The 22,282-nt window shown below is 73.8% G+C and carries 1 protein-coding gene; it reads right to left on the reverse strand.

What is annotated here, in order from left to right:
- Nucleotides 1-6: 6 nt before the first annotated feature.
- Nucleotides 7-22,164, reverse strand: coding sequence for a non-ribosomal peptide synthase/polyketide synthase (locus GON09_RS04585; RefSeq protein ID WP_213930792.1), 22,158 nt, complete (start codon nt 22,162-22,164; stop codon nt 7-9).
- Nucleotides 22,165-22,282: the final 118 nt, after the last annotated feature.

Raw genomic sequence — 22,282 nt, forward strand, 5'->3', positions numbered from 1 at the left:
TCCGGGTCAGTGGCGGCGGTTCCCGTTGCGGGCGGCGACCTGCACCTCGCCCCGTGCCCAGCGGCGCAACGCGGCGTCGCTCTCGGTCAGCCGCGCCGCCAGGACCGCGACGATCGTCTCGACCGCGGGGCCCCCGACCATCTCGTGGTGGTCGCAGTCGAGCCGGTACTGGTGGATCTCCCCCGCGATCACGTTGTGCCAGGCCGCCACCGCCGGGATCGGGGCCTCCGAGCGGGCCGCGGTGAAGAACAACGCGTCCCCGTCGAAGGTGTCCGGTTCGTGCCGGCGCGCGGCGCGCGCGGTGTCGGTGGACCCCGCGTGCAGGCGTTCGAGGTGGGTGGCGGTCAGGCCGGTGTCGCCGCCGAACGCCTCGTCGAGGACCGCGGCGGCGTGCTCGAAGCTCGGCTCGCCGTCGGCGACGGGAAGCCCGAGATCTCGCAGCATGTCGCGGGTGCCCACGGCCGGGGACGCCCCGACGACGAGGTGACTGTCGAGCAGCGCGAGGGTGTCGACGATCTCGCCGGCGCGGCGCAGCTCGACGGCCACGGCGTGGGCGACCACCCCGCCGAGGGACCAGCCGAGCAGGTGGTAGGGCCCGTGCGGCTGCACCCGGCGGATCTCCCGCACGTAGTGGCGGGCCAGCGCGGTGATGGTGTCGTGGCGCGGGCCGCCGGACAGGGCGGGCAGTTGCAGCCCGTAGACGGGCCGCTCGTCGTCGAGCCGGTGCGCGAGGGTGGCGTACGGCCAGGCCAGCCCCGCCGCGGGATGGATGCAGAACAGCGCCGGCCCGGTGCCGGGGCGCAGCGGCACGAGCACCCGGAAGGCGTCGTCGATGCCGGCGTCGGCGCCGGTGTCGCCGCTGCTCAGGTGCGCGGCCAGCGCCGCGGGGCTGGGATGGGTGAAGATCGACGCGATCGGCACCCGCCGGCCGAGTCGCTCACCGAGGGCGGGCAGCAACCGGGTCGCCAGCAGCGAGGTGCCGCCGAGCTCGAAGAAATCGTCGTCGACACCGATCCGGTCGAGACCGAGATGTTCGGCGAACAGGTCGGTGACGAGCTGCTCGAGGTCGGTGCGCGGCGCCCGGTAGTCCCCGGCGGGGGCGGTGAACTCCGGGGTGGGCAGCGCGGCGCGGTCGAGTTTGCCGGCCGGGGTGAGCGGGATGTCGTCGAGGACGGTGATCACCGCCGGCACCATGTGCGGCGGAAGCTGCTGCGCGACGAAGGCTTTCACCTCCGGCACGGTGACATCGGCGGCGGGGGCGAGGCGGATGTAGGACACCGGCAGGTCCTGCCCGGACGGCGCGGTGTGGCCGAGGGTGTGGGCGAAGACCACCTGCGGGTGCGCGGTCAGCGCCGTGTCGATCTCGCCGAGTTCGACGCGGAACCCGCGAATCTTGATCTGGAAGTCGGTGCGGCCGACGTAGTCGAGGCGCTGATCGGCGGTCCACCGCACCAGATCACCGGTGCGGTACATCCGCTCCCCCGCGGCGGTGGGATCGGGCACGAACCGGGCGGCGGTCAGCGCGGGCCGGGCGTGGTAGCCGCGGGCCAGACCCGGGCCGGCGACATACAGTTCCCCGGCCACCCCGACCGGGACGGGTTGCAGCCGCCCGTCGAGCACCAGGGCGCGGAAACCGCGGCTGGGGGCGCCGATGGTGACCGGTTCACCGACCGTCAGGGGATCGCCGAGGGAGGTCATGATGGTCGCCTCGGTGGGACCATAGGCGTCGATCACGCGCCGCGAGTCGGCCCAGCGGGCCACCAGTTCGGCCGGCAGCGCTTCCCCGGCGACGAGCAGGGTGTGCAGCTCGGGGACGGTGTCCGGGTCGAGGGAGGCCAGCGCGGTGGGGGTGATGAACGCGTGGCTGACCCGCTGCGCGCGCAGCACCGCACCGAGATCGTCGCCGCCGTAGACGTGCGGGGGCACGACCACCAGGGTCGCGGCCGCGCTCAGCGCCATCATCTGCTCGAAGATCGACGCGTCGAAGCTCGGCGACGCCAGATGCGACACCCGGGCAGCTGCGGTGACCTGCAGCCGGTCGCGTTCCTCGCGGGCGAGGGAGGCCAGGCCGCGGTGGGTGACCGCCACGCCCTTGGGGCGGCCCGTGGAGCCGGAGGTGTAGATCAGGTAGGCGGGATGATCCGGGTGCAGCGGGGTCGGCCGGTCGGTGTCCCCGACCGGGGCGGCGGGCCCGGCGGTGAGGTCGAGGTCGTCGAGGACGAGCCAGTCCACCTCGTCGGGCAGGGCGGCGCGGTGCGCGGCGACGGTGATGCCGATGCGGGCGGCGCTGTCGCCGAGCATGAACGCGATGCGGTCGGCCGGATAGGTGGGGTCGACCGGCACGAACGCCGCGCCGCTGCGCACCGTCGCCCACACCGCGGTGACCGACTCCAGCGAGCGCGGGATCGCCAGGGCGATCACCTGCTCGGGTCCGGCGCCGCGGTCGAGCAACTCGCGTGCGAGCCGGGTCGCGCGGGCGTCGAGGTCACGGTAGGTCACCTGCCGGTCGCCGTCGACGACCGCGACGGTGTCCGGGGCGGCGGTGACGGCGGTGTCGAGCAGCCGCGGCCACAGCAGGGCCGGTTCGGGTTCGGGTCCGCGGGCGGGCACGAGCGCGGTGTGTTCGGCGGCGGTGAGCAGGTCGAGGTCACCGACCGGGCGGTGCGGGTCGGCGGCGATCGCCTGCAGCAGCCGGCCGAAGCGGTCGGCGAAGGAGCGCACGGTGCCGGCGTCGAACAGGTCGGTGGCGTAGACGAAGGCGGCGTCGAGCCCGCCCTCGGCGTTCTCCCCGACGAGCAGTTCGAGGTCGAAGTTGCACACCGCCGGATCGAGCGCGACGCCGTGCACACTCAGGTGCGGCAGCTCCACCGCGGGCAGCTCGGCGGTGTGGAATTCGATCGAGACCTGGAACAGCGGCGAGTGTGCGGTCGACCGGGTCGGGGCGAGGGCGTCGACGACCCGGTCGAAGGGCAGATCGGCGTGCGCGAAGGCATCGAGGTCGCCGTCGGTGACCGCGGTGAGCAGCTCGGTGAAGGACCGTTCGGCGGGCACCGCGGTGCGCAGCACCACGGTGTTGACGAACATGCCCACCAGATCGTCGAGGGCGCGATGGCCGCGACCGGCGACCGGGGAGCCGACGGCGATGTCGTCGCTGCCCGACAATCGGGCGAGCAGCACCGCGAAGGCGGCGTGCACGGTCATGAACACGGTGCTGTGGTGGGCGGCGGCGAGTCGCTGCAGCCGGGCGAGCAGCTCGGCGTCGACGGTGAAACGGGTGATGTCGCCGCGGAAGGACTGCTGCGGCGGCCGGGGCCGGTCGGTGGGCAGCGGCAGCAGCTCGGGCAGCCCGGCGAGACGGTCCCGCCAGTAGGCGGTCTGGTCGGCGGCGAGACTGCCGGGGATCTCGGGGTCGCCGAGCCGGTCGAGCTGCCACAGGGTGTAGTCGGCGTATTGCACCGGCAGCGGGCCGAAGGCCGGGGTCTCGCCGCGGCTGCGGGCGGCGTAGGCGATCATCAGGTCGCGGGCGAGCGGGCCGGTGGAGCCGCCGTCGGCGGCGATGTGGTGCACGACCAGCACGGCGAGATGGTCGTCGCGGCCGAAGGCGAACACCCGCGCCCGCACCGGGATGTCGACGGTGACGTCGAAACCGGCGCCGAGGAAATCGGCGATCGCGGTGTGCACGGTGTCCTCCCCGGCGGGCACCACGTCCAGCGGCAGCGGCGCGTCGGCGGCGGCGAGGATGCGCTGGTGCGGTCCGGCCGCCGACGCCGGGTAGACGGTGCGCAGGCTCTCGTGCCGGGCCAGCAGATCGTGCAGGGCGGCGCCGAGCGCGGCCGGGGACAGATGCCCGGACAACCGGATGGCCAGGGGGATGTTGTAGGCCGCGGAGGTCGGGTCGAACTGGTTGATGAACCACAGCCGTTGCTGCGCCGGGGACAGCGGGATGTGCTCGGGGCGCGGGCCGGCGACCGGGCCGAGCGTCGCCGCGGCGGCCGGTTCGGCGCTCTCGCCGGTGGCGGGCCGGTCGTCGAGGTGCGCGGCGAGCGCGGCGACGGTGGGCGCTTCGAACAACGCCCGCACCGGCACGGGCCGGCCGAGCCGGTCGCCGAGGCGGGCGACGGCGCGGGTGGCGAGCAGCGAGTTGCCGCCGAGCTCGAAGAAGTCGGCGTCGACGCCGAGCCGGTCGAGGCCGAGCACCGCGGCGAGTTCGGTGGCGACGAGGGTTTCGAGCGGGTCGGTGGGCGCGAGATGGTCGCGGGTGTCGGAGGTCAGGTCCGGGGCGGGCAGCGCGGTGCGGTCGAGTTTGCCGACCGGGGTCAGCGGGATCTCGTCGAGCACGCTGATCACCGTGGGCACCATGTGCGACGGAAGTCGCTCGGCGACATGAGTTTTCACGGACCCCGGGTCGATGTCGGCGCCGGGTGCGGGGTGCAGGTGGGCGACGAGGACCGTCTCCCCGCTCGGGGCGCGGTGCGCGACGGTGGCGGCGAACCCGACACTCGGGTGCGCGGTGAGCACGGCGTCGATCTCGCCGAGTTCGACGCGGAAACCGCGGATCTTGATCTGGAAGTCGCTGCGCCCGACGTAGTCGAGGCGCAGATCCTGCGCGTCGAGGTCGCCGACCCACCGCACCAGGTCACCGGTGCGGTACATGCGCTCGCCGGGCGCGCCGTAGGGATCGGCGACGAACCGGGCGGCGGTCAGTGCGGGCCGGGCGTGATAGCCGCGGGCGAGGCCCCAACCGGCCAGATACAGCTCACCGACGGCCCCGAACGGCACCGGCCGCAACGCCGCGTCGAGGACGACGGCGTGCACCCCGCGCAACGGACCGCCGAGGGTCAGCGGGTCGTCGACGTCCAGGGGGTCGCTGATCGCGGCCATGATGGTCGTCTCGGTGGGTCCGTAGGCGTCGACGAGGCGCCGGCCGGGCGCCCAGATCGCCTGCAGGTCGGCGGGCCAGGCCTCCCCGCCGACGGCCAGGTCGGTGAAGGCGGTCAGATCGGCCGGGTCCAGGGAGGCGAGTGCGGCGGGAGTGATGAACCCGTGGGTGACCCGCTGCGCGCGCAGCAGGGCACCGAGTTCGGCGCCGCCGACGACGTGCGGGGGCACGATGACCAGTTCGGCGCCGGTGCCGAAGGCCAGCAGGTATTCGAAGATCGACGCATCGAAGCTCGGCGAGGAGACGTGCATGACGCGTGAACCGGGGCCGGCGCGGAAGCGGCTGCGCTGGTCGCGGGCGAAGTTCTCCAGGCTGCGGTGGGTGGTGAGCACTCCCTTGGGGCGGCCGGTGGAGCCGGAGGTGTAGATCAGGTAGGCGGGATGATCCAGGCGCAGCGCGGCCGGGCGGTCGGTGTCGCCGAGCGCGGTGATGTCCTCCCCCACGGCCTCGCGGTCGAGGTCGTCGAGCAGCAGCCACGGCACCGTGTCGGGGAGTTGCGCGCGGTGCGCGGCGGTGGTGAGCCCGACGGTGGCGCCGCAGTCGTCGAGCATGAACGCGACCCGATCGGCGGGATAGCGCGGGTCGACGGGCACGAAGGCCGCCCCGGTCTTGGTGATCGCCCACATCGCGGTCACCGACTCGACGGAGCGGGCGATGCCGAGGGCGACGAAGGTTTCCGGGCCGGCGCCGCGGCGCAGCAGCGCCCGGGCCAGCCGGGTGGAGCGGTCGTCGAGTTCACGATAGGTGAGCACCCGCTGCCCGTCGCGCAGCGCCGGCGCGTCCGGGTGCGCGGCGGCGGTGGCGGCGAGCAGCTGCGGCAGGGTCGCGTCGCTGCCGCCGGCCGGGCCGTGCACCGGCAGCAGCACGGCCTGTTCGGTGGTGGTGAGCGCGGGCAGCGCCGTGATGGGGGTGGCCGGGTCGCCGGTGAGCGCGTCGAGGACGGCGGTGATGCGCGCGGCGATGGTGCCGACGGCGGCGCGGTCGAAGACCTCCGGCAGGTATTTCATGCGCAGGTGCACGGCGGTGTCGGTGTGCACGACCACCGACAGCGGGTAGTGCGCGGCGTCGCGGCCGATGATGTCGGCGACCCGCATGCCGGCGAGGTCGGTGTCGCGGTCGAGGCCGGCGCGTTCGACCGGATACGACTCGAAGACGGTGAGGGTGTCGAAGCGCACGGCGGCACCGAGGTGCCGGTCGAGGGTGCCCAGGTCGAGATGGTGGTGGTCGAGCAGGGCGACCTGTTCGGCCTGGACCCGGTCGACGAGGGCGCCGACGGTGTCGTCGGGCCGCACGGTGATGCGCACCGGGACGGTGTTGATGAACAACCCGACCATCGCCTCGATGCCGGGGACCTGCGGGGGCCGGCCGGAGACGGTCGCGCCGAACACCACGTCGGTGCGGCCGGTGAGCGCGCCGAGCACCACTCCCCAGGCGGTCTGCACGAGGGTGTTGACGGTGATGCCGCGGGCGGTGGCGGTGTCGTGCAGCCGCACCGACAGGGCGGTGTCCAACTCGAGGTCGAGGTCCTCGGAGATCCCGGCGGTGGTGCCGGGGCGGTGGTGCGGGGCGAGCAGGGTCGGTTCCTCGACCCCGGCCAGCGCGCGGCGGTAGGCGTCGAGGGAGGTGTTCGGGTCGCGGTCGGCGAGCCAGCTCAGGTAACTGCCGTAGTGCGGCGCCGGCGGCAGCGCCCGCAGGTCCCCGTCGGTGGCGTAGAGCACGAGCAGTTCCCGGATGAGCACCGGGGTGGACCAGCCGTCGAGCAGCAGATGATGGTTCGTCACTGCGAGCAGGTGCCGGCCCGGGCCGGTGTGCACGACGGTCGCGCGCAGCAGCGGGGCGGTCTCGGTGTCGAAGCGGGTGCGCCGATCGAGGGCGAGCAGTTGGGTGGCGGCGTCGTCGGGGTCGGGATCGTCGCTGGTGTCGGCGACGGTGAACGGTACCTCCACGTGGGTGGGGACGACCTGCACGTGCCCGTCCCCGGCGGCGGGGAACGCCGCGCGCAGCGCCGGATGCCGGTCGAGCAGCAGTTGCAGGGCGCGCCGCAGCCGGCTCGCGTCGACCTCGCCGCGCAGGTCGAGGACGAGTTGCACGATGTAGGCGTCGGGGCGGTCCCCGGCGAGCAGGGCGTGGAAGAGCAGTCCGGTCTGCAGCGGCGCGGTCGGCCACACCGTGTCCAGACGCCCGTAGCGCTGTTCGAGGCGTTCGATGACGTCCTGGTGCACATGCACCAGCGGCAGATCGGAGGGGGTCAGGCCGCCGGCGTGCGGGCTGCGGGTGTGCCGGGTCAGGGCGGTCGCGGCGGTGGCGAAATGGCCGGCGAGGGCGGTGACGTCGGCGGCGTCGAGCAGCCCGGCCGGATACGACCAGTGCACCTCGAGCACCGGCCCGGTGGGGGTGTCGGTAGTGACGGCGTTGATGTCGAGCACCGCGGCGGCGGGCATGTCCGGGCTCTGCGCTCCGCCGTGGGGGAAGCCGTCGATGGGCAGCCAGGCGGTGTCGGTGTCGGTGATCCCGGCGGTGGGGCGCCCGAGATAGTTGAAGCTGATCTGCGGCACCGGTGCGTCGGCGAGCCGGGCGGCGGTGTCGGCGTCGAGATAGCGCAGCAGCCCGAAGCCGGTGCCGTGGTCGGGGACGGCGGCGAGGTGTTCCTTGACGGTCTTGACGGCGCGACCGGCGGCCGGGCCGGCGGCGAGCGCGTCGTCGAGGTCGATGCCGGTCAGGTCCAGGCGCAGCGGGTGGATGGTGGTGAACCAGCCGACGGTGCCGGACAGGTCGGCGCCGGCGGCGGCGGTGCTGTCGCGGCCGTGCCCTTCGAGGTTGAGCAGCAGCGAGGTGGGGTCGTGGCCGCGGTCGCGGCGCCAGGCCGCCACGGCCAGGGCGAGCGCGGTGAGCAGCCCGTGGTCGACGGCGCCGTGGAAGGCGGTGGGCACGGCGGTGAGCAGCGCCTCGGTGACGGCGGTGGGCAGTGCGGTGGCGAGGGTGGTGACGGTGGCGTTGGTGTCGCGCGCCGGATCGAAGGCCCGGTGCCCCAGCGGCGGGTTCGGTCCGTCGAGCACCCCGCGCCAGAAGTCGAGTTCGGTGCGGCGGGTGGGCGCGGCGTCGCGGAGGGCGTGCGCCCAGCGGCGCACGCTGGTGCCGGTGGGTGGGGGCAGCAGCGCACCACGGCCGGCGGTGCCGGCGGTGCCGGTCGTGGCGGCCGCCCACGCGGCGGCCAGGTCGGGAACCAGGATGCGCCAGGACACCCCGTCGACGGCGAGATGGTGGATGACGACGAGCAACCGGCCGGCGCCGCTGGTGGTGTCGAACCACACCAGCTGCACCACCCGCCCGCGGTGCGGGTCGAGACGGTCGGCGGCGGCATCGAGTTCGGTGGCGGCCAGGGCGAAGAAGTCGTCGCTGTCGGCGGCGCTGGTGACCGGCACCCGGTGGATGACGGTGTCGGCGTCGACGCTGCCCGGGGCGGGGACGTGCAGCAGGTACCCGCCGGGGGCGTCCGGCGCGGGCTGCAGCTGCACCCGCAGCATGTCGTGCCGGTCGAGGACGGCGGTGACGATCGCGCGCAGCGTCGCCGCGTCCAGACCGGTGGGCAGACGCAGCAGCAGCGCCTGCGAGTAACGGCCGATGCTGCCGCCGCGGTCGAGCATCCACTGCGCGATCGGCGGCAGCGGCATGTCGCCGACCCCGGCGCCGGGCAGCTCCGCGAGGGTCTCGGCGGGGGCGGCGGTGCCGACGACGGCGGCGAGCGCGGCGGGGGTCTTGTGTTCGAACACCTCGCGGGGGGTCAGGTCCAGGCCGGCGGCCTTGGCGCGGGAGACCAGCTGGATGGACATGATCGAGTCGCCGCCGAGGGCGAAGAACGAATCGTCCACCCCCACCGTGGGCAGACCCAGGACCTGCGCGAACAGTTCGACCAGCGCGGTTTCGGGGCCGCGCGCGGGGGTGCGGGAGACGGTCGTGCGGGCGGCGAAGTCGGGGGCGGGCAGGGCACGCCGGTCGAGTTTGCCGGTCGCGGTGACCGGCAGCGTGTCGAGCACCACCAGGGTGGACGGCAGCATGTACGCGGCGAGCTCCCCGGCGGCCTGCTCGAGAACGAGGTCGACGTTCAGCTCGTGCCCGGTCTCGGGGACGACGTAGCCGATCAGACGCTCGATGCCGGCGGTGCCGGCGCGTTCGGCGCTGCCCAGGGTGTCGTCGGTGTGCACGACGACCACGGCGCGGGCGACGCCGGGGGCGCGCAGCAGCACCGCCTCGATCTCGCCGAGTTCGATGCGGAAGCCGCGCAGCTGCACCTGGAAATCGGCGCGGCCGAGATATTCGATCTCGCCGTCGCGGGTGCGGCGCGCCAGATCGCCGGTGCGGTAGAGCCGGTCGCCGGGGGTGCCGTGCGGGTCGGCGACGAACCGGGTGGCGGTCAGATCGGGGCGGTGCAGGTAGCCGCGGGACAGCTGGGCACCGGAGACGTACAGTTCGCCGATCACCCCGGTGGGTACCGGATGCAGCCGGTCGTCGAGGATGTGCAGGCGCAGCGACGGCAGCGGCGCCCCGATCAGGCTGGCGGCGGCGGTCGCGGCGAGGTCGCGGGTGATGGTGCGGGCGGTGACGTGCACGGTGGTCTCGGTGATGCCGTACATGTTCACCAGCGTCGGGGCGGTGTCGTCGTGGCGCCGGTACCAGCGGTCGAGTTGCGCGAAGTCCAGGGCTTCCCCACCGAAGATCACCCAGCGCAGCGCCGGCAGGTCGGCGGCGGCGACGCGGTCGGCGTCGATCAGCTGGTAGAAGGCGGTCGGGGTCTGGTTGAGCACGGTGACCCCTTCGCGGCGCACCAGCGCCAGGAAGTCCTGCGGGTTGCGGGCGGTGTGGTAGTCGACGACGACGAGCCGGCCGCCGTGGGCGAGCGCCCCCCACAGTTCCCACACCGAGAAGTCGAAGGCGTAGGAGTGGAACAGCGTCCACACGTCGGTGGCGTCGAAGTCGAACATCGGCGCGGTGTCGGTGAGCAGGGTGACGACGGTGCGGTGCGGCACCATCACACCCTTGGGGCGGCCGGTGGACCCGGAGGTGTAGATGACGTAGGCCGCCGCATCGGGATGCACGCGCGGCAATTCGTCTCCGCCGGTGGGCATTTCGGCGAGTAGGGTGCGCACGGCCGGGTCCTGCAGGTCCACGATCGGCGGGGTGTGCGGTGGGAGGTCGGCGGCGTGCTCGGCGGTGGTGAGCAGGCACACCGGGGCCGCGTCGTCGAACATGTACGCCAGCCGATCCGGCGGAAACGCGACGTCGATGGGCAGATAGGCGGCGCCGCTGTGCAGCACGGCGAGCAACGCGACGATCAGGTCGGTGCCGCGGGGCAGCGCGACCGCGACGAGCCGGTCGGGGCCGGCGCCGTGCTCGGCGAGCAGCCGGGCGAGCCGCTGCACCCGGTCGGTGAGTTCGTCGTAGCGCAACGCGCCGTCCGGAGCGGTGACCGCGGTGGCGGCCGGGTCCACACCGGCGCCGCGCGCGTACAGATCGAGCAGGGTGCCGGGAGCCGGTCGCAGCGGGGTCGGGGCGGCGGGACGTTCGTCGGCGGTGAGCAGGTCGACGTCGCCGATCGGGCGGTGCGGGTCGGCGGTGACCGCGTCGAGCAGCCGCACCAGCCGCTGCGCGAACGAGGCGACGGTGGCGGGATCGAACAGGTCGGTGGCGTAGGTGAACGCCGCGGGCATCCCGTCCGTCTCCCCGGCCGCGCTGGGGTCGGTGTTCTGCAGGGTCAGCTGCAGGTCGAACTTGGCGACGGGTAGTTCCGGGTCGAGGGCGTCGACCGCGAGCTCGGGCAGCACGAGCCGGGCCGGTTCGCTGTTGCCGTATTCGAGGACCACCTGGAACAGCGGGGACCGGTCGGTCTCGCGGGCCGGGGCGAGCACGTCGACGAGGGTCTCGAAGGGCAGTTCGGTGTGGCCGAAGGCCGCGAGGTCGATCTCGCGGGTGCGGTGCAGATGGTCGGTGAACGACAGGGCGCCGTCGACGGGGGTGCGCAGCACCACGGTGTTGACGAACATGCCGACCAGGTCGTCGAGGGCGCGGTGGCCGCGACCGGCGACCGGGGAGCCGATGACGATGTCGGCGGTGCCGGTCAGGCGGGCCAGCAGCGCCGCGAACGCCGCGTGCACAGCCATGAACACGGTGGTGTCGTGTTCGGCGGCCAGCGTCTCGAGTCGCCGCTGCACGGCGGCGGGCACGGTGAAGCGGTGCAGCGCGCCGTGGAAGCTGCGCTGGGTGGGGCGGGGCCGGTCGGTGGGCAGCGGCAGCAGCGCGGGGGCGTCGGCGAGGGTGTCGCGCCAGAATTGCAGCTGGGCGGCGGCGAGGGACTGCGGGTCGTCCGGGTCGCCGAGCAGCCGGCGTTGCCACAGCGCGTAGTCGGCGTACTGCACCGGCAGCGGCACCCACTCGGGGGCAGCCCCGGTGGTGCGGGCGGTGTAGGCGAGCATCAGGTCGCGGGCCAGCGGCGCCATCGAGGAGCCGTCGGTGGCGATGTGATGCACCACCACCGCCAGAACATGCGCGCTGTCGTCGAGGCGCCACAGCCGCAGCCGCACCGGCACCGCCGCGGCCACGTCGAAACCGGCGCCGACGAACTCGCCGAGTTCGGTGGGCAACGCGTCGGCGGTGACCGGCCGGGCCGTCAGGGCCGGCAGCACCCGGTCGGTGTCCACGATCACCTGCCGCGGGCCGTGGTCGTCGCCGGGATACCAGGTGCGCAGGCTCTCGTGCCGGTCGAGCACGTCGCGCACCGCCGCGGTGAGCGCGACGAGGTCGAGGCGGCCGGACAGGCGGATGGCCAGGGGGATGTTGTAGGCGGCGGAGGTGGTGTCGAACTGGTTGACGAACCACATGCGTTGCTGCGCCGGGGACAGCGGCAGCCGGTCGGGGCGCTCGGCGGCGACAAGCGGTACCCGGCCGTGCCCGCCGTGGTCGTCGAGGATGCGCGCGGCCAGCGCCCGCACCGTGGGGGCCTCGAACAGGGCGCGGACCCCGGCGTCGGTGCCGAGCGCGGCGTTGAGGCGGGCGACGACGCGGGTAGCGATCAGGGAGTTGCCGCCGAGCTCGAAGAAGTTGTCGTCGACGGAGACCTGGGGGTGGCCGAGGACCTCGGCGACGATCTCGGCGACGGTGGCTTCGAGGTCGGTGCTCGGGGCACGGTAGTCGCCGCCGAGGCGGGTCAGGTCGGGCACCGGCAGGGCGCGGCGGTCGAGTTTGCCGACCGGGGTCAGCGGCAGCTCGTCGAGCAGCACGACGGCGGCGGGCACCATGTGGCCGGGTAGCCGGGCCGCGGCCCAGGCGCGCAGCGCCCGCGGATCGATCTCCGCGGCGGCGCCGTCGGTGAGTTCGGGCAGCAGATAGGACACCAGCACGGTGTCGCCGCTGGGGGCGGTGTGCCCGATGGTGTGTGCGAAGGCGATCGCGTCGTGGGCGGTGAGGGCGGCGTCGATCTCACCGAGTTCGATGCGGAAGCCGCGGACCTTGACCTGGAAGTCGGAGCGGCCGAGATATTCGACGGTGCCGTCGTGCCGCCATCGCACCACATCACCGGTGCGGTACATGCGTTCGCCGGGGTTGCCGTAGGGGTCGGCGACGAAGCGGGCGGCGGTCAGGTCGGGGCGCCGGTGGTAGCCGCGGGCCACCCCCGGTCCGGCGATGTACAGCTCCCCCGCCACTCCGACCGGGACGGGCCGCAGCCGGTCGTCGAGGACGGCCTGGTGGAAACCGACGGCGGGGGCGCCGATGGTGACGGTGTGCCCGGGCCGCAGGGGCGGGCTGACGCTGGTTTCGATGGTGGCCTCGGACGGGCCGTAGCCGTTGAACATGCGGCGGCCCGGGGCCCAGCGCGCCACCAGCTCCGGTGGGCAGGCCTCACCGGCGACGACGAGCACCTCGAGGTCGTCGAGTCCGGTGGGGTCGAGGGAGGCCAGCGCGGTGGGGGTGATGAAGGCGTGGGTGACCTTCTCCTCGCGCAGCAGCCGGGCGAGTTCGTCGCCGCCGTAGACGTCGGGCGGCACGATCACCAGGGTGGCGCCGGCGCAGAACGCCTTGGTGAACTCGAAGATCGACGCGTCGAAGCTCGGCGACGCCAGGTGCGAGACGCGGGCGTGGTGGGTGATGGTGAAGTGGCTGCGCACCTCGGCGTTGAGGTTGGTCATGCCGCGGTGGGTGACGACCACACCCTTGGGGCGGCCGGTGGAGCCGGAGGTGTAGATCAGGTATGCCGGATGGTCGAAGTGCAGCGGGGCGGTGCGGTCGGCGTCGGTGATCGGGGCGGCGTCCGCTGCGGCGATGCGGTCGGCCACGGCCGGGTCGTCGAGCACCAGCCACGGCACCTCCCCGGGCAGCGCGGCGCGGTGTGCGGCGGTGGTGATGCCGAGGGCGGCGGCGCTGTCGGTGAGCATGTAACTCACCCGTTCCGGTGGGTAGGCGGGGTCGACGGGCACGAAGGCCGCGCCGGTCTTGGTCACCGCCCACACCACCGCCACCGATTCGAGCGAGCGGGTCAGCGCGAGGGCGACGACGGTTTCGGGTCCGGCGGCGGCGTCGGTGACCAGCAGCCGCGCCAGGCGGGTGGACCAGGCGTCGAGTTCGGCGTAGGTGATCTGCCGGTCGGCGAAGCGCAGGGCGACGGCGTCGGGCAGGATCGCGGCGACCGAGGTGAGCAGTTCCGGCCACAGCTGCGGGGAGACCGGCGGCAGGCCGCGCGCCGGGGTCAGGTCGGCCAGTTCCCGGTCGGTGACGATGTCGATGCTGCCGACGGGGACGTCGGGGGTGGCGGTGATCGCCTCGACGATCCGGACGAAGCGGTCGGCGAACGAGGCGACGGTGTCGGCGTCGAACAGGTCGGTGGCGTAGGTGAAGGAGGCGCGGATGCCGGCGGGGCCGTCGGCGTCGGTGCTTTCGGCGATGGACAATTGCAGGTCGAACAGGGCCAGCGTCGGATCGGGGTCGAGGGCGCGCACCGTCAGGTCGGGCAATACGAGTTCGGGGCGTTCGGTGTCCTGGAATTCGAGCAGCACCTGGAACAGCGGGGTGTAGGCGGTCGAGCGGGGCGGGTCGAGGATCTCGACGAGCCGCTCGAACGGCACATCGGTGTGCCCGAAGGCGGTCAGGTCGCCGGTGCGGATGCGGTCGAGCAGCGCGGTGAACGGTTCGTCGTCGTCCAGCCGGGTGCGCAGCACCACGGTGTTGACGAACATGCCGACCAGGTCGTCGAGGGCGCGGTGGCCGCGACCGGCGACGGGGGTGCCGACGACGATGTCGTCGCTGCCGGACAGCCGGGCGAGCAGCACCGTCAGCGCGGCGTGCACCAGCATGAACACCGACGCGTCGTGGGCGCGGGCGATGTCGAGCACTCGGCGGTGCGCGGCGGCGTCGAGGGTGAACGGGATGCGGGCTCCGCGCCGCGTCGGCTGCACCGGGCGGGGCCGGTCCAGCGGCAGTTCGAGCAGTTCGGGGGCGCCGTCGAGGGCGTCGCGCCAGAACCGGAGCTGTTCGGCGGCGAGCGAGGTCGGGTCGGTGTCGTCGCCGAGCACCCGGCGCTGCCAGAGGGTGTAGTCGACGTACTGCACCGGCAGCGGCGCCCACTGCGGGATCTGCCCGTCGTGGCGGGCGCTGTAGGCGGCGATGACGTCGCGGGCCAGCGGCGCCATGGAGAAACCGTCGGCGGCGATGTGGTGGGCGACGAGCACGAGCACATGCTCGTCCTCGGACAACGCGAGCACCCGGATGCGGATGGGGATCTCGGTGGCCACGTCGAAACCGGCGGCGAGGATCGGGGCGAGCCGGCTGTCGAGGTCGGTGTCGTCGACCTCGGTGCCGTCGTCGGCGGTGAGTACGACCAGGTCGGGGACGGCGGCCGCGGCGGGCACCACGACCTGCACGGGCCCGTCGTCGGTGAGCGGATAGCGGGTGCGCAGCGATTCGTGCCGGGTGACGACATCGCCGATGGCGTGGTGCAGCGCCGCCTGGTCGAGCCGGCCGGACAGCCGCAGGGCGACGGCGATGTTGTAGGCCGGGGAGGTGGTGTCGAACTGGTTGATGAACCACATGCGTTGCTGCGCCGGGGACAGCGGGATCGGGTCGGGTCGTGGCCCGGCCACGGGCGCGCCGCGGCCGGCGCCGGCGCGGTCCGGCTGGTCGAGTTGGGCGGCGAGATCGGCGACCACCGGATGATCGAAGATCTCCCGGATGCCGAGGTCGCTGCCGGTGTCCGCGGCCAGGCGCGCCGCGGCACGCATGGCGAGCAGGGAGGTGCCGCCGAGGTCGAGGAAGTGATCGTCGGCGCCGACCGGGCCGACGCCGAGCAGGTCGGCGAAGACGGTGGCGACGAGCTGTTCGGTGGGGGTGCGCGGCGCCCGGTAGCCGCCCGTGGCGGTGGCGGCCGGTGCGGCGGGCAGCGCGGCCCGGTCGAGTTTGCCGTTGGGGCCGACCGGCAGCGCGTCGAGGACGACGAGGGCGGCGGGCACCATGTAATCCGGTAGCCGGGAGGCGAGGGCGGCGGTGACCGCGACGGTGTCGATGCTGCGGCCCGGGGCGGGCACGAGATAGCCGGTGAGCCGGTCGTCGGCGCCGTGGTGGACGAGCACCACCGCCTGCCCGATCTCGGCGCGGGCGCGCAGCACCTGCTCGATCTCCCCGAGCTCGATGCGCAGACCGCGGATCTTGACCTGGAAGTCGGTGCGCCCCAAGTACATCAGGGCACCGTCGGCGCGGCGGGTGGCCAGATCCCCGGTGCGGTACATCCGTTCGCCCGGCACCCCGAAGGGGTCGGCGACGAACCGGTCGGCGGTCAGGGCGGGGCGGTCGAGATAGCCGCGGGCGAGCTGGATCCCCGCGAGATACAGTTCGCCGGCGGCGCCGGCGGGCACCGGATGCAGCCGCGCGTCGAGCACATAGGTGCGGGTGTTCCACACCGCCCGGCCGATCGGCACCGCCCCCTGGTCGGTGTCGGTGGTGGTCCAGGCGGTGACGTCCACCGCGGCCTCGGTGGGCCCGTACAGATTGTGCAGGGCGGTGTGCGGCAGCGCCTCCCGCAGCGTCGCGGCGGTCTCGGCGGGCAGCGCCTCCCCCGACGCGAACACGTGCCGCAGCGACCCGCCGCCGGTCGGGGCGCTACGCAGGGCGTCGACGAACACCGCGAGCATCGACGGCACGAAATGCGCCACGCTGACCCGCTGCTCGGTGAACAGCCGCAGCAGATAGCCGGGATCGCGGTGCCCGCCGGGGGCGGCGACGACCAGCCGCGCCCCGACCTGCAGCGGCCAGAAGAACTCCCATACCGACACGTCGAAGGTGGCGGGGGTCTTCTGCACCACCGTGTCGGCCGCCGACAGCGGATAGGTGTGCTGCATCCAGCGCAGCCGGTTGACGATCGCCGCGTGCGGCACCGCCACCCCCTTGGGGCGGCCGGTGGAGCCGGACGTGAAGATCACGTAGGCCAGATGCGCGCCGGTCGGTTCGGGCCGCTCCGCCGGGGTCAGGGCCGCCGGGGATTCGTCGTCGAGATCGAGCCGGTCGATCCGCAGCACCGCCGCGCCGGTGTCCGGCAGCGCGGCGGCGACGTCGCCGGTGGTGAGCACCGCGATCGGGGCGGCGGTGCCCAGGACGTACCGCAGCCGCTCGGCGGGATGCTCCGGGTCGAGCGGCAGATAGGCGGCGCCGCTCTTGACGATCGCGTACATGCCGACGAGCAGGTCGAGGGAGCGCGGGGCGGCCAGGGCGATCACCCGGTCGGGTCCGGCGCCGGCGCGCAGCAGCCGCCGGGCGAGCCGGTTGGTGACCGCGTCGAATTCGGCGTAGCCGAGGGTGCGGCCGTCGACGGTGACGGCCGGGGTGTGCGGGGTCGCGGCGACCTGCGCGGCGAACACCGCCCCGAGGGTGGTGAGCGGCCCGGTGTCGGCGGTGGTGGCGTTCCACACCTCGAGGACGGTGCGGCGTTCGTCGGCGGTGAGCAGATCCACGTCGCCGACGGGCACCGCCGGGTCGGCGGTGACCGTCTCGAGCAGTCGCACGAGCCGCGCGGCGATCGCGGCGGCGGTGGTGTGGTCGAACAGGTCGGTGGCGTAGGACAGGGCCCCGCGCAGCCCGGTGGTGCGGCCGGTCTCGTCGGCGACCGCACCGAGCTGCAGATGCAGGTCGAACTTGGTGGTGTGCGTGTCGATCTCGGCGATGTCGACGTCGAGGCCGGGCAGGGTCAGGTGGGCGCCGGTGGTGTCGGCGAAGGCGAGCATCACCTGGAACAGCGGCGAGTACGCCGCCGAGCGGGCCGGCACCACCGCGTCGACGAGCCGGTCGAACGGCAGGTCGGTGTGCGCGAAGGCCGCCAGGTCGGTGTCGCGCACGGCGGTGAGGAACTCGGCGAAGGACAGTTCGGCGGGCACCGCGGTGCGCAGCGCGACGGTGTTGACGAACATGCCGACCAGATCGTCGAGGTGGGGGTGGCTGCGCCCGGCGACGGGGCTGCCGACGACGATGTCGTCGCCGCCGGACAGGCGGGCGAGCAGCACGGCGAGGGCGGCGTGCACGACCATGAACTCGGTGGCGGTGTGGGCGTGGGCGAGCTGCCGGATCCGCCCGTACAGCCCGGGATCGATCTCGACGTCGACGTCGGCGCCGCGGAAGGACTGCTGCGGCGGGCGGGGCCGGTCGGTGGGCAGCGCCAGCAGGTCGGGGGCGCCGGCGAGGATCCCGCGCCAGTGGTCGAGTTGCCGGGCGGCGCGGGAGGCGGGGTCGTCGAGGTCGCCGAGCAGCTCGGCGGACCACAGGGTGTAGTCGGCGTACTGCAGCGGCAGCGGCGCCCAGTCGGGGGCGGTGCCGGCGGCGCGGGCGGCGTAGGCGGTGACCAGATCCCGGGCCAGCGGCGCCAGCGACGCCCCGTCGGCGGCGATGTGGTGCACCACCACGGCGAGCACGTGCTCGTCGGCGGCGACGCGGAACAGCCGCATCCGCAGCGGCGGGTCGACGGTGACGTCGAAGCCGGCCGCGACCACCGCGGCGACGTGGGCGTCGAGATCGGCGGTGGTGGTCGGGGTGAGGTCCACGGCGAGCGCGTCGACGGGCAGCACCTGCTGGATCGGTCCGGCGGGGGTGGCCGGGTAGACGGTGCGCAGCGCCTCGTGCCGGTCGAGCACATCGGTGGTCGCCGCGATCAGCGCCGCGTGGTCGAGGTCGCCGCGCAACCGCAGCGCGACCGGGATGTTGTAGGCGGCGGAGGCCGGGTCGAGCTGGTCGACGAACCACAGGCGTTGCTGGGCGGCGGAGACCGGGACGGGGTGCGGGCGCGGGTGCACCGGGGTCGGGGCGGGCCGGTCGAGGTCGTCACCGGCGGGCAGGTTCGCGGCCAGCGCCCGCACGGTGGGGGCCTCGAACAGCGCCCGCACCCCCAGATCGGTGCCGAAGGCGTCGTTGATGCGCGAGACCACCCGGGTGGCGACCAGCGAGTTGCCGCCGAGCTCGAAGAAACTGTCGTCGGCGCCGACTTCGGCGACGCCGAGCTGGTCGGCGAAGATCGCGGCGAGGGCGGTCTCGGTCGGTGACATCGCCGCGCCGCCGGCGCCGCCGAAGACCGGTTCGGGCAGCGCCTTGCGGTCGAGTTTGCCGACGGCGGTCAGCGGGATCTCGTCGAGCACGACGATCGCGGCGGGCACCATGTGGGCGGGCAGCCGCTCCGCCAGCGCCGCGGACAGCCGCTCCGGGTCGAGGGTGCAGCCGGCGTCGGGGAGCACGTAGGACACGAGCATCTGTTCACCGGAGGGCGCGGCGCGGCCGAGGGTGACGGCGAAGGCGACGTCCGGCCGGTCGCTCAGGGCGGCGTCGATCTCGCCGAGTTCGATGCGGAAACCGCGGATCTTGACCTGGAAGTCGGAGCGGCCCAGATATTCCACGGTCACCGCGTGGGCGGGATGACGCGGGTCGGGGCTGCGCCAGCGGGTGACGTCGCCGGTGCGGTACATGCGGGATCCGGGCGGACCGAAAGGATCGGCGACGAAGCGGGTGGCGGTCAGGCCGGGACGGTCGTGATAGCCGCGAGTCACCCCCGGTCCGGCGATGTACAGTTCCCCGGCCACTCCGGCGGGCACCGGGTGCAGCCGGCCGTCGAGGATCAGTTCGTCGATGCCGCACACCGGGTGGCCGATGGTGACGATCTGTCCCGGCACCAGCAGGTCGGTGATGTTGCAGACGATGGTGGTCTCGGTGGGCCCGTACGCGTTGTACATGCGCCGGCCGGGTGCCCAGCGCGCCACCAGCTCCGGGGGACACGTCTCCCCCGCGACGGTGACCGCCTCGCACTCGACGCCGGTCGGATCGACCGACGCCAGCGCGGCGGGGGTGGAGAACAGGTGGGTGACGTGTTCGCGGCGCAGCAGCGCGGCCAGTTCGTCGCCGCCGTAGATGTGGGCGGGCACCACCACGAGGGTCGCGCCGATGCCGAAGGCGGTCATGTACTCGAAGATCGAGGCGTCGAAGCTCGGTGAGGAGAAATGCGACACCCGCGCCGCCGGGGGCGGGGCCAGGCGAGTGTGCAGGGTCGCCGACAGGTTCGCCAGGCCGCGGTGCGGGACCACCACGCCCTTGGGGCGGCCGGTGGAGCCGGAGGTGTAGATCAGGTAGGCGGGGTGGTCGAACAGCAGCGTGACCGGTCGGTCGTCGTCGGTGACCGGGTCGGCGCTCGCCTGCCCGATCCGCGCGTCGAGGTCCGGGTCGTCGAGGACCAGCCAGGGCACCGTGTCGGGCAGGATGTCGCGGTGCGCGGCGGTGGTCAGACCCAGCATCGCACCGCAGTCGGTGAGCATGTACTCGATGCGTTCGGCCGGATAGTTCGGGTCGACGGGCACGAAGGCGGCCCCGGACTTGGCGACCGCCCAGATCACGGCCACCGATTCGAGGGAACGCGCGATACCGACGGCGACGAATGTCTCCGGGCCGGCACCGGCGGCGACGAGGACGCGGGCGAGCCGGTTGGACCAGGCGTCGAGTTCGCCGTAGGTCAGGCGCCGGCCTTCGCACACCACCGCGTCGGTGTCCGGCACGACCGCGGCGACCGCGCACAGGATCTCCGGCAGGGTCTGCGCGGAGCGGGCTGGGTCACCGTGGGCGGGGACCAGCCCGGCCACCTCGTCGCCGCCGATGAACGGCAGGTCCCCCGCGGGCAGGTGCGGCTCGGTGAGCACCGCGGTCAGGGCGCGGCCGAGCCGCCGCCCGGTGGTGGTGGCGGTGCCCGCGTCCACCTGGTCGGGCCGGTAGCCGGTGCGGACCCGCAGGGCGGTGTCGGTGGTGTCGATCGCCACGTGCAACGCCGCGTCCGCAGCCGTGGGCGACGCCGCGTCCGCGGCCGTGGGCATCGCCGCGTCCGCGGCCGTGGGCATCGCCGCGTCCGCGAGCACGGCGGGTGGGACGGGGTCGTCGAGGGACAGCACCACCGGGACCGACGGGGCGAGGGAGGCGAGCACGGCCGGGTCGACGTCCGCGTGGGCGATGAGGTCCGTGCCGAGGGTGCGGACGCGGCGCACCAGCTCGGCGAAGGGTTCGGCCGGGTCGATACGGACGCGCAGCGGCAGCACCACACCGTCGTGGGTGAGGCCGACGAGGACGTCGTCGTGGCCGGTCAGCCGGGCGGTGAGCACCGCGGTCGCGGCGTGCAGCACCGCGGCGACCGTGATGTCCGGGGCGCCGCCCTCGGCGGTGGCGAAACGCGCGGCGAGCGCCGCGGCGGTCACCGCCAAGCGGTCCTCGACGTCGGCGGGGGTGTCGGTGCCGGGCGCGGTGACCGGGCGGGGCAGCTCCAGCCGCTCGGGGGCATCGGCGAGCACCGTGCGCCAGAAGCCGGCGGTGGCCGCGGCGCGGCGACGCTGCGCCGCGAGCGTCACGCTGGCCGGATGGATCGCGGTGACCGCACGGTCGGGTGCGCTGCGCAGGAAGTCGCCGAGCAGGTCGACGAACCGATCGTGGTGGGTGCGCAGTTCGTCCTCGTCGTAGCGGTGCGGGTTGCCGCGGAAGTCGAGGTAGGTCCGGGCCGGGTCGCCGCTCTGATAGATGTTGACCAGCAGGTCCTCGACGGGACCGGAGGTCATGATGTGGAATTCGCCGCGGATGTCGCCGAGCACGATCTCCTGCCGGAACAGCATGACGTTGACCATCGGCCCGGCATAGCGGTACGGGTCGCCGGCCGCGCCGGTCTCGCGGCGGATGTCCTCGAGGCTGAACCGTTGGTGCCGCAGCGCCCCGGTGAGCTCGAGCTGCACCCGTCGCACCAGATCGGTGCGGGTGTCACCCGGCTCGAGGAAGATGTGCAGCGGGGCGGTGTTGACGAGCATGCCGCCGGAGCGGCGGGCCGTGGCGGTGGTGCGGGCGAAGACCGGCAGGTTGATCATCACGTCGTCGCGGCCGGTCATGCGGGCCAGATAGCACGCGAACGCCGCGACCACCGCGGCCGTGGACGACAGGCCGGGCTCGTCGTCCACGGCGGTCAGGGCGTCGACGAGTGCGTCGGGCAGGGTGCGGCTCGACAGCAGCGACACCGCGGCGGTGGGGGCGTCGCGCCGGGCCAGGGTGGAGCCGTCCTCGAGTCCGGCGACCCGATCGATCCAGTAGTCGCGGTCGGTGCGGTAGCGCTCGGAGGTGCGGTACTCGCGGTCCCAGTCGTAGAGGGCGCGCAGGTCGGCGGCGCGGGACGGTTCGGGTTCGCGGCCCTGCACCTCCGCGGTGTACAGCGCGGCGATCCGGTTGACCATCGTCATCGCCGCGAACCCGTCGAGGGCGACGTGGTGGATGCGGGCGTACCAGAGGAACCGCTCGTCGGCGACCCGCAGGATCGTCATGTTCACCAGCAGGTCGGTGGCCAGATCGACCGGGGTGGCGTAGTCGGCGGTCATCCAGGCGTGTGCCGCCGCCATCGGGTCGGGTTCGGCGCGGAAGTCGAGCAGCGGGATCTTGTTGCGCTCCTCGACCGTCGGGTCGACGTACTGGACGGGCTCGCCGTCGACGTCGACGACCCGCAGATAGGCGGACTGGAACTCGGCACCGGCGCGATACCCGCAGCGGCGCAGCAGATCCAGGTCCGGCACACCGTGCAGATCCACATACTGCGCGATGCACACGGGTACCTCGGGTGCGAGCTGCTGCGCGAACCAGATCGCCCGTTGCGCGGACGACAGTGGAAAAGCTCCGGCCGGTATCTGCGGACGACGGTGTCGCAGCGACATGTCCCCTCCGAAAGCGATGTTGTTGGCCGTGATCGGCGTGTGTCCCCCGACATCGCGTGCGAGGGGCGACCCCGGCGCCACCGGGCGTGCGGCGCCGCGATCGGACCCCCGTTCGATC

Source organism: Rhodococcus sp. B50, assembly GCF_013602415.1.
GTDB lineage: Bacteria > Actinomycetota > Actinomycetes > Mycobacteriales > Mycobacteriaceae > Rhodococcus.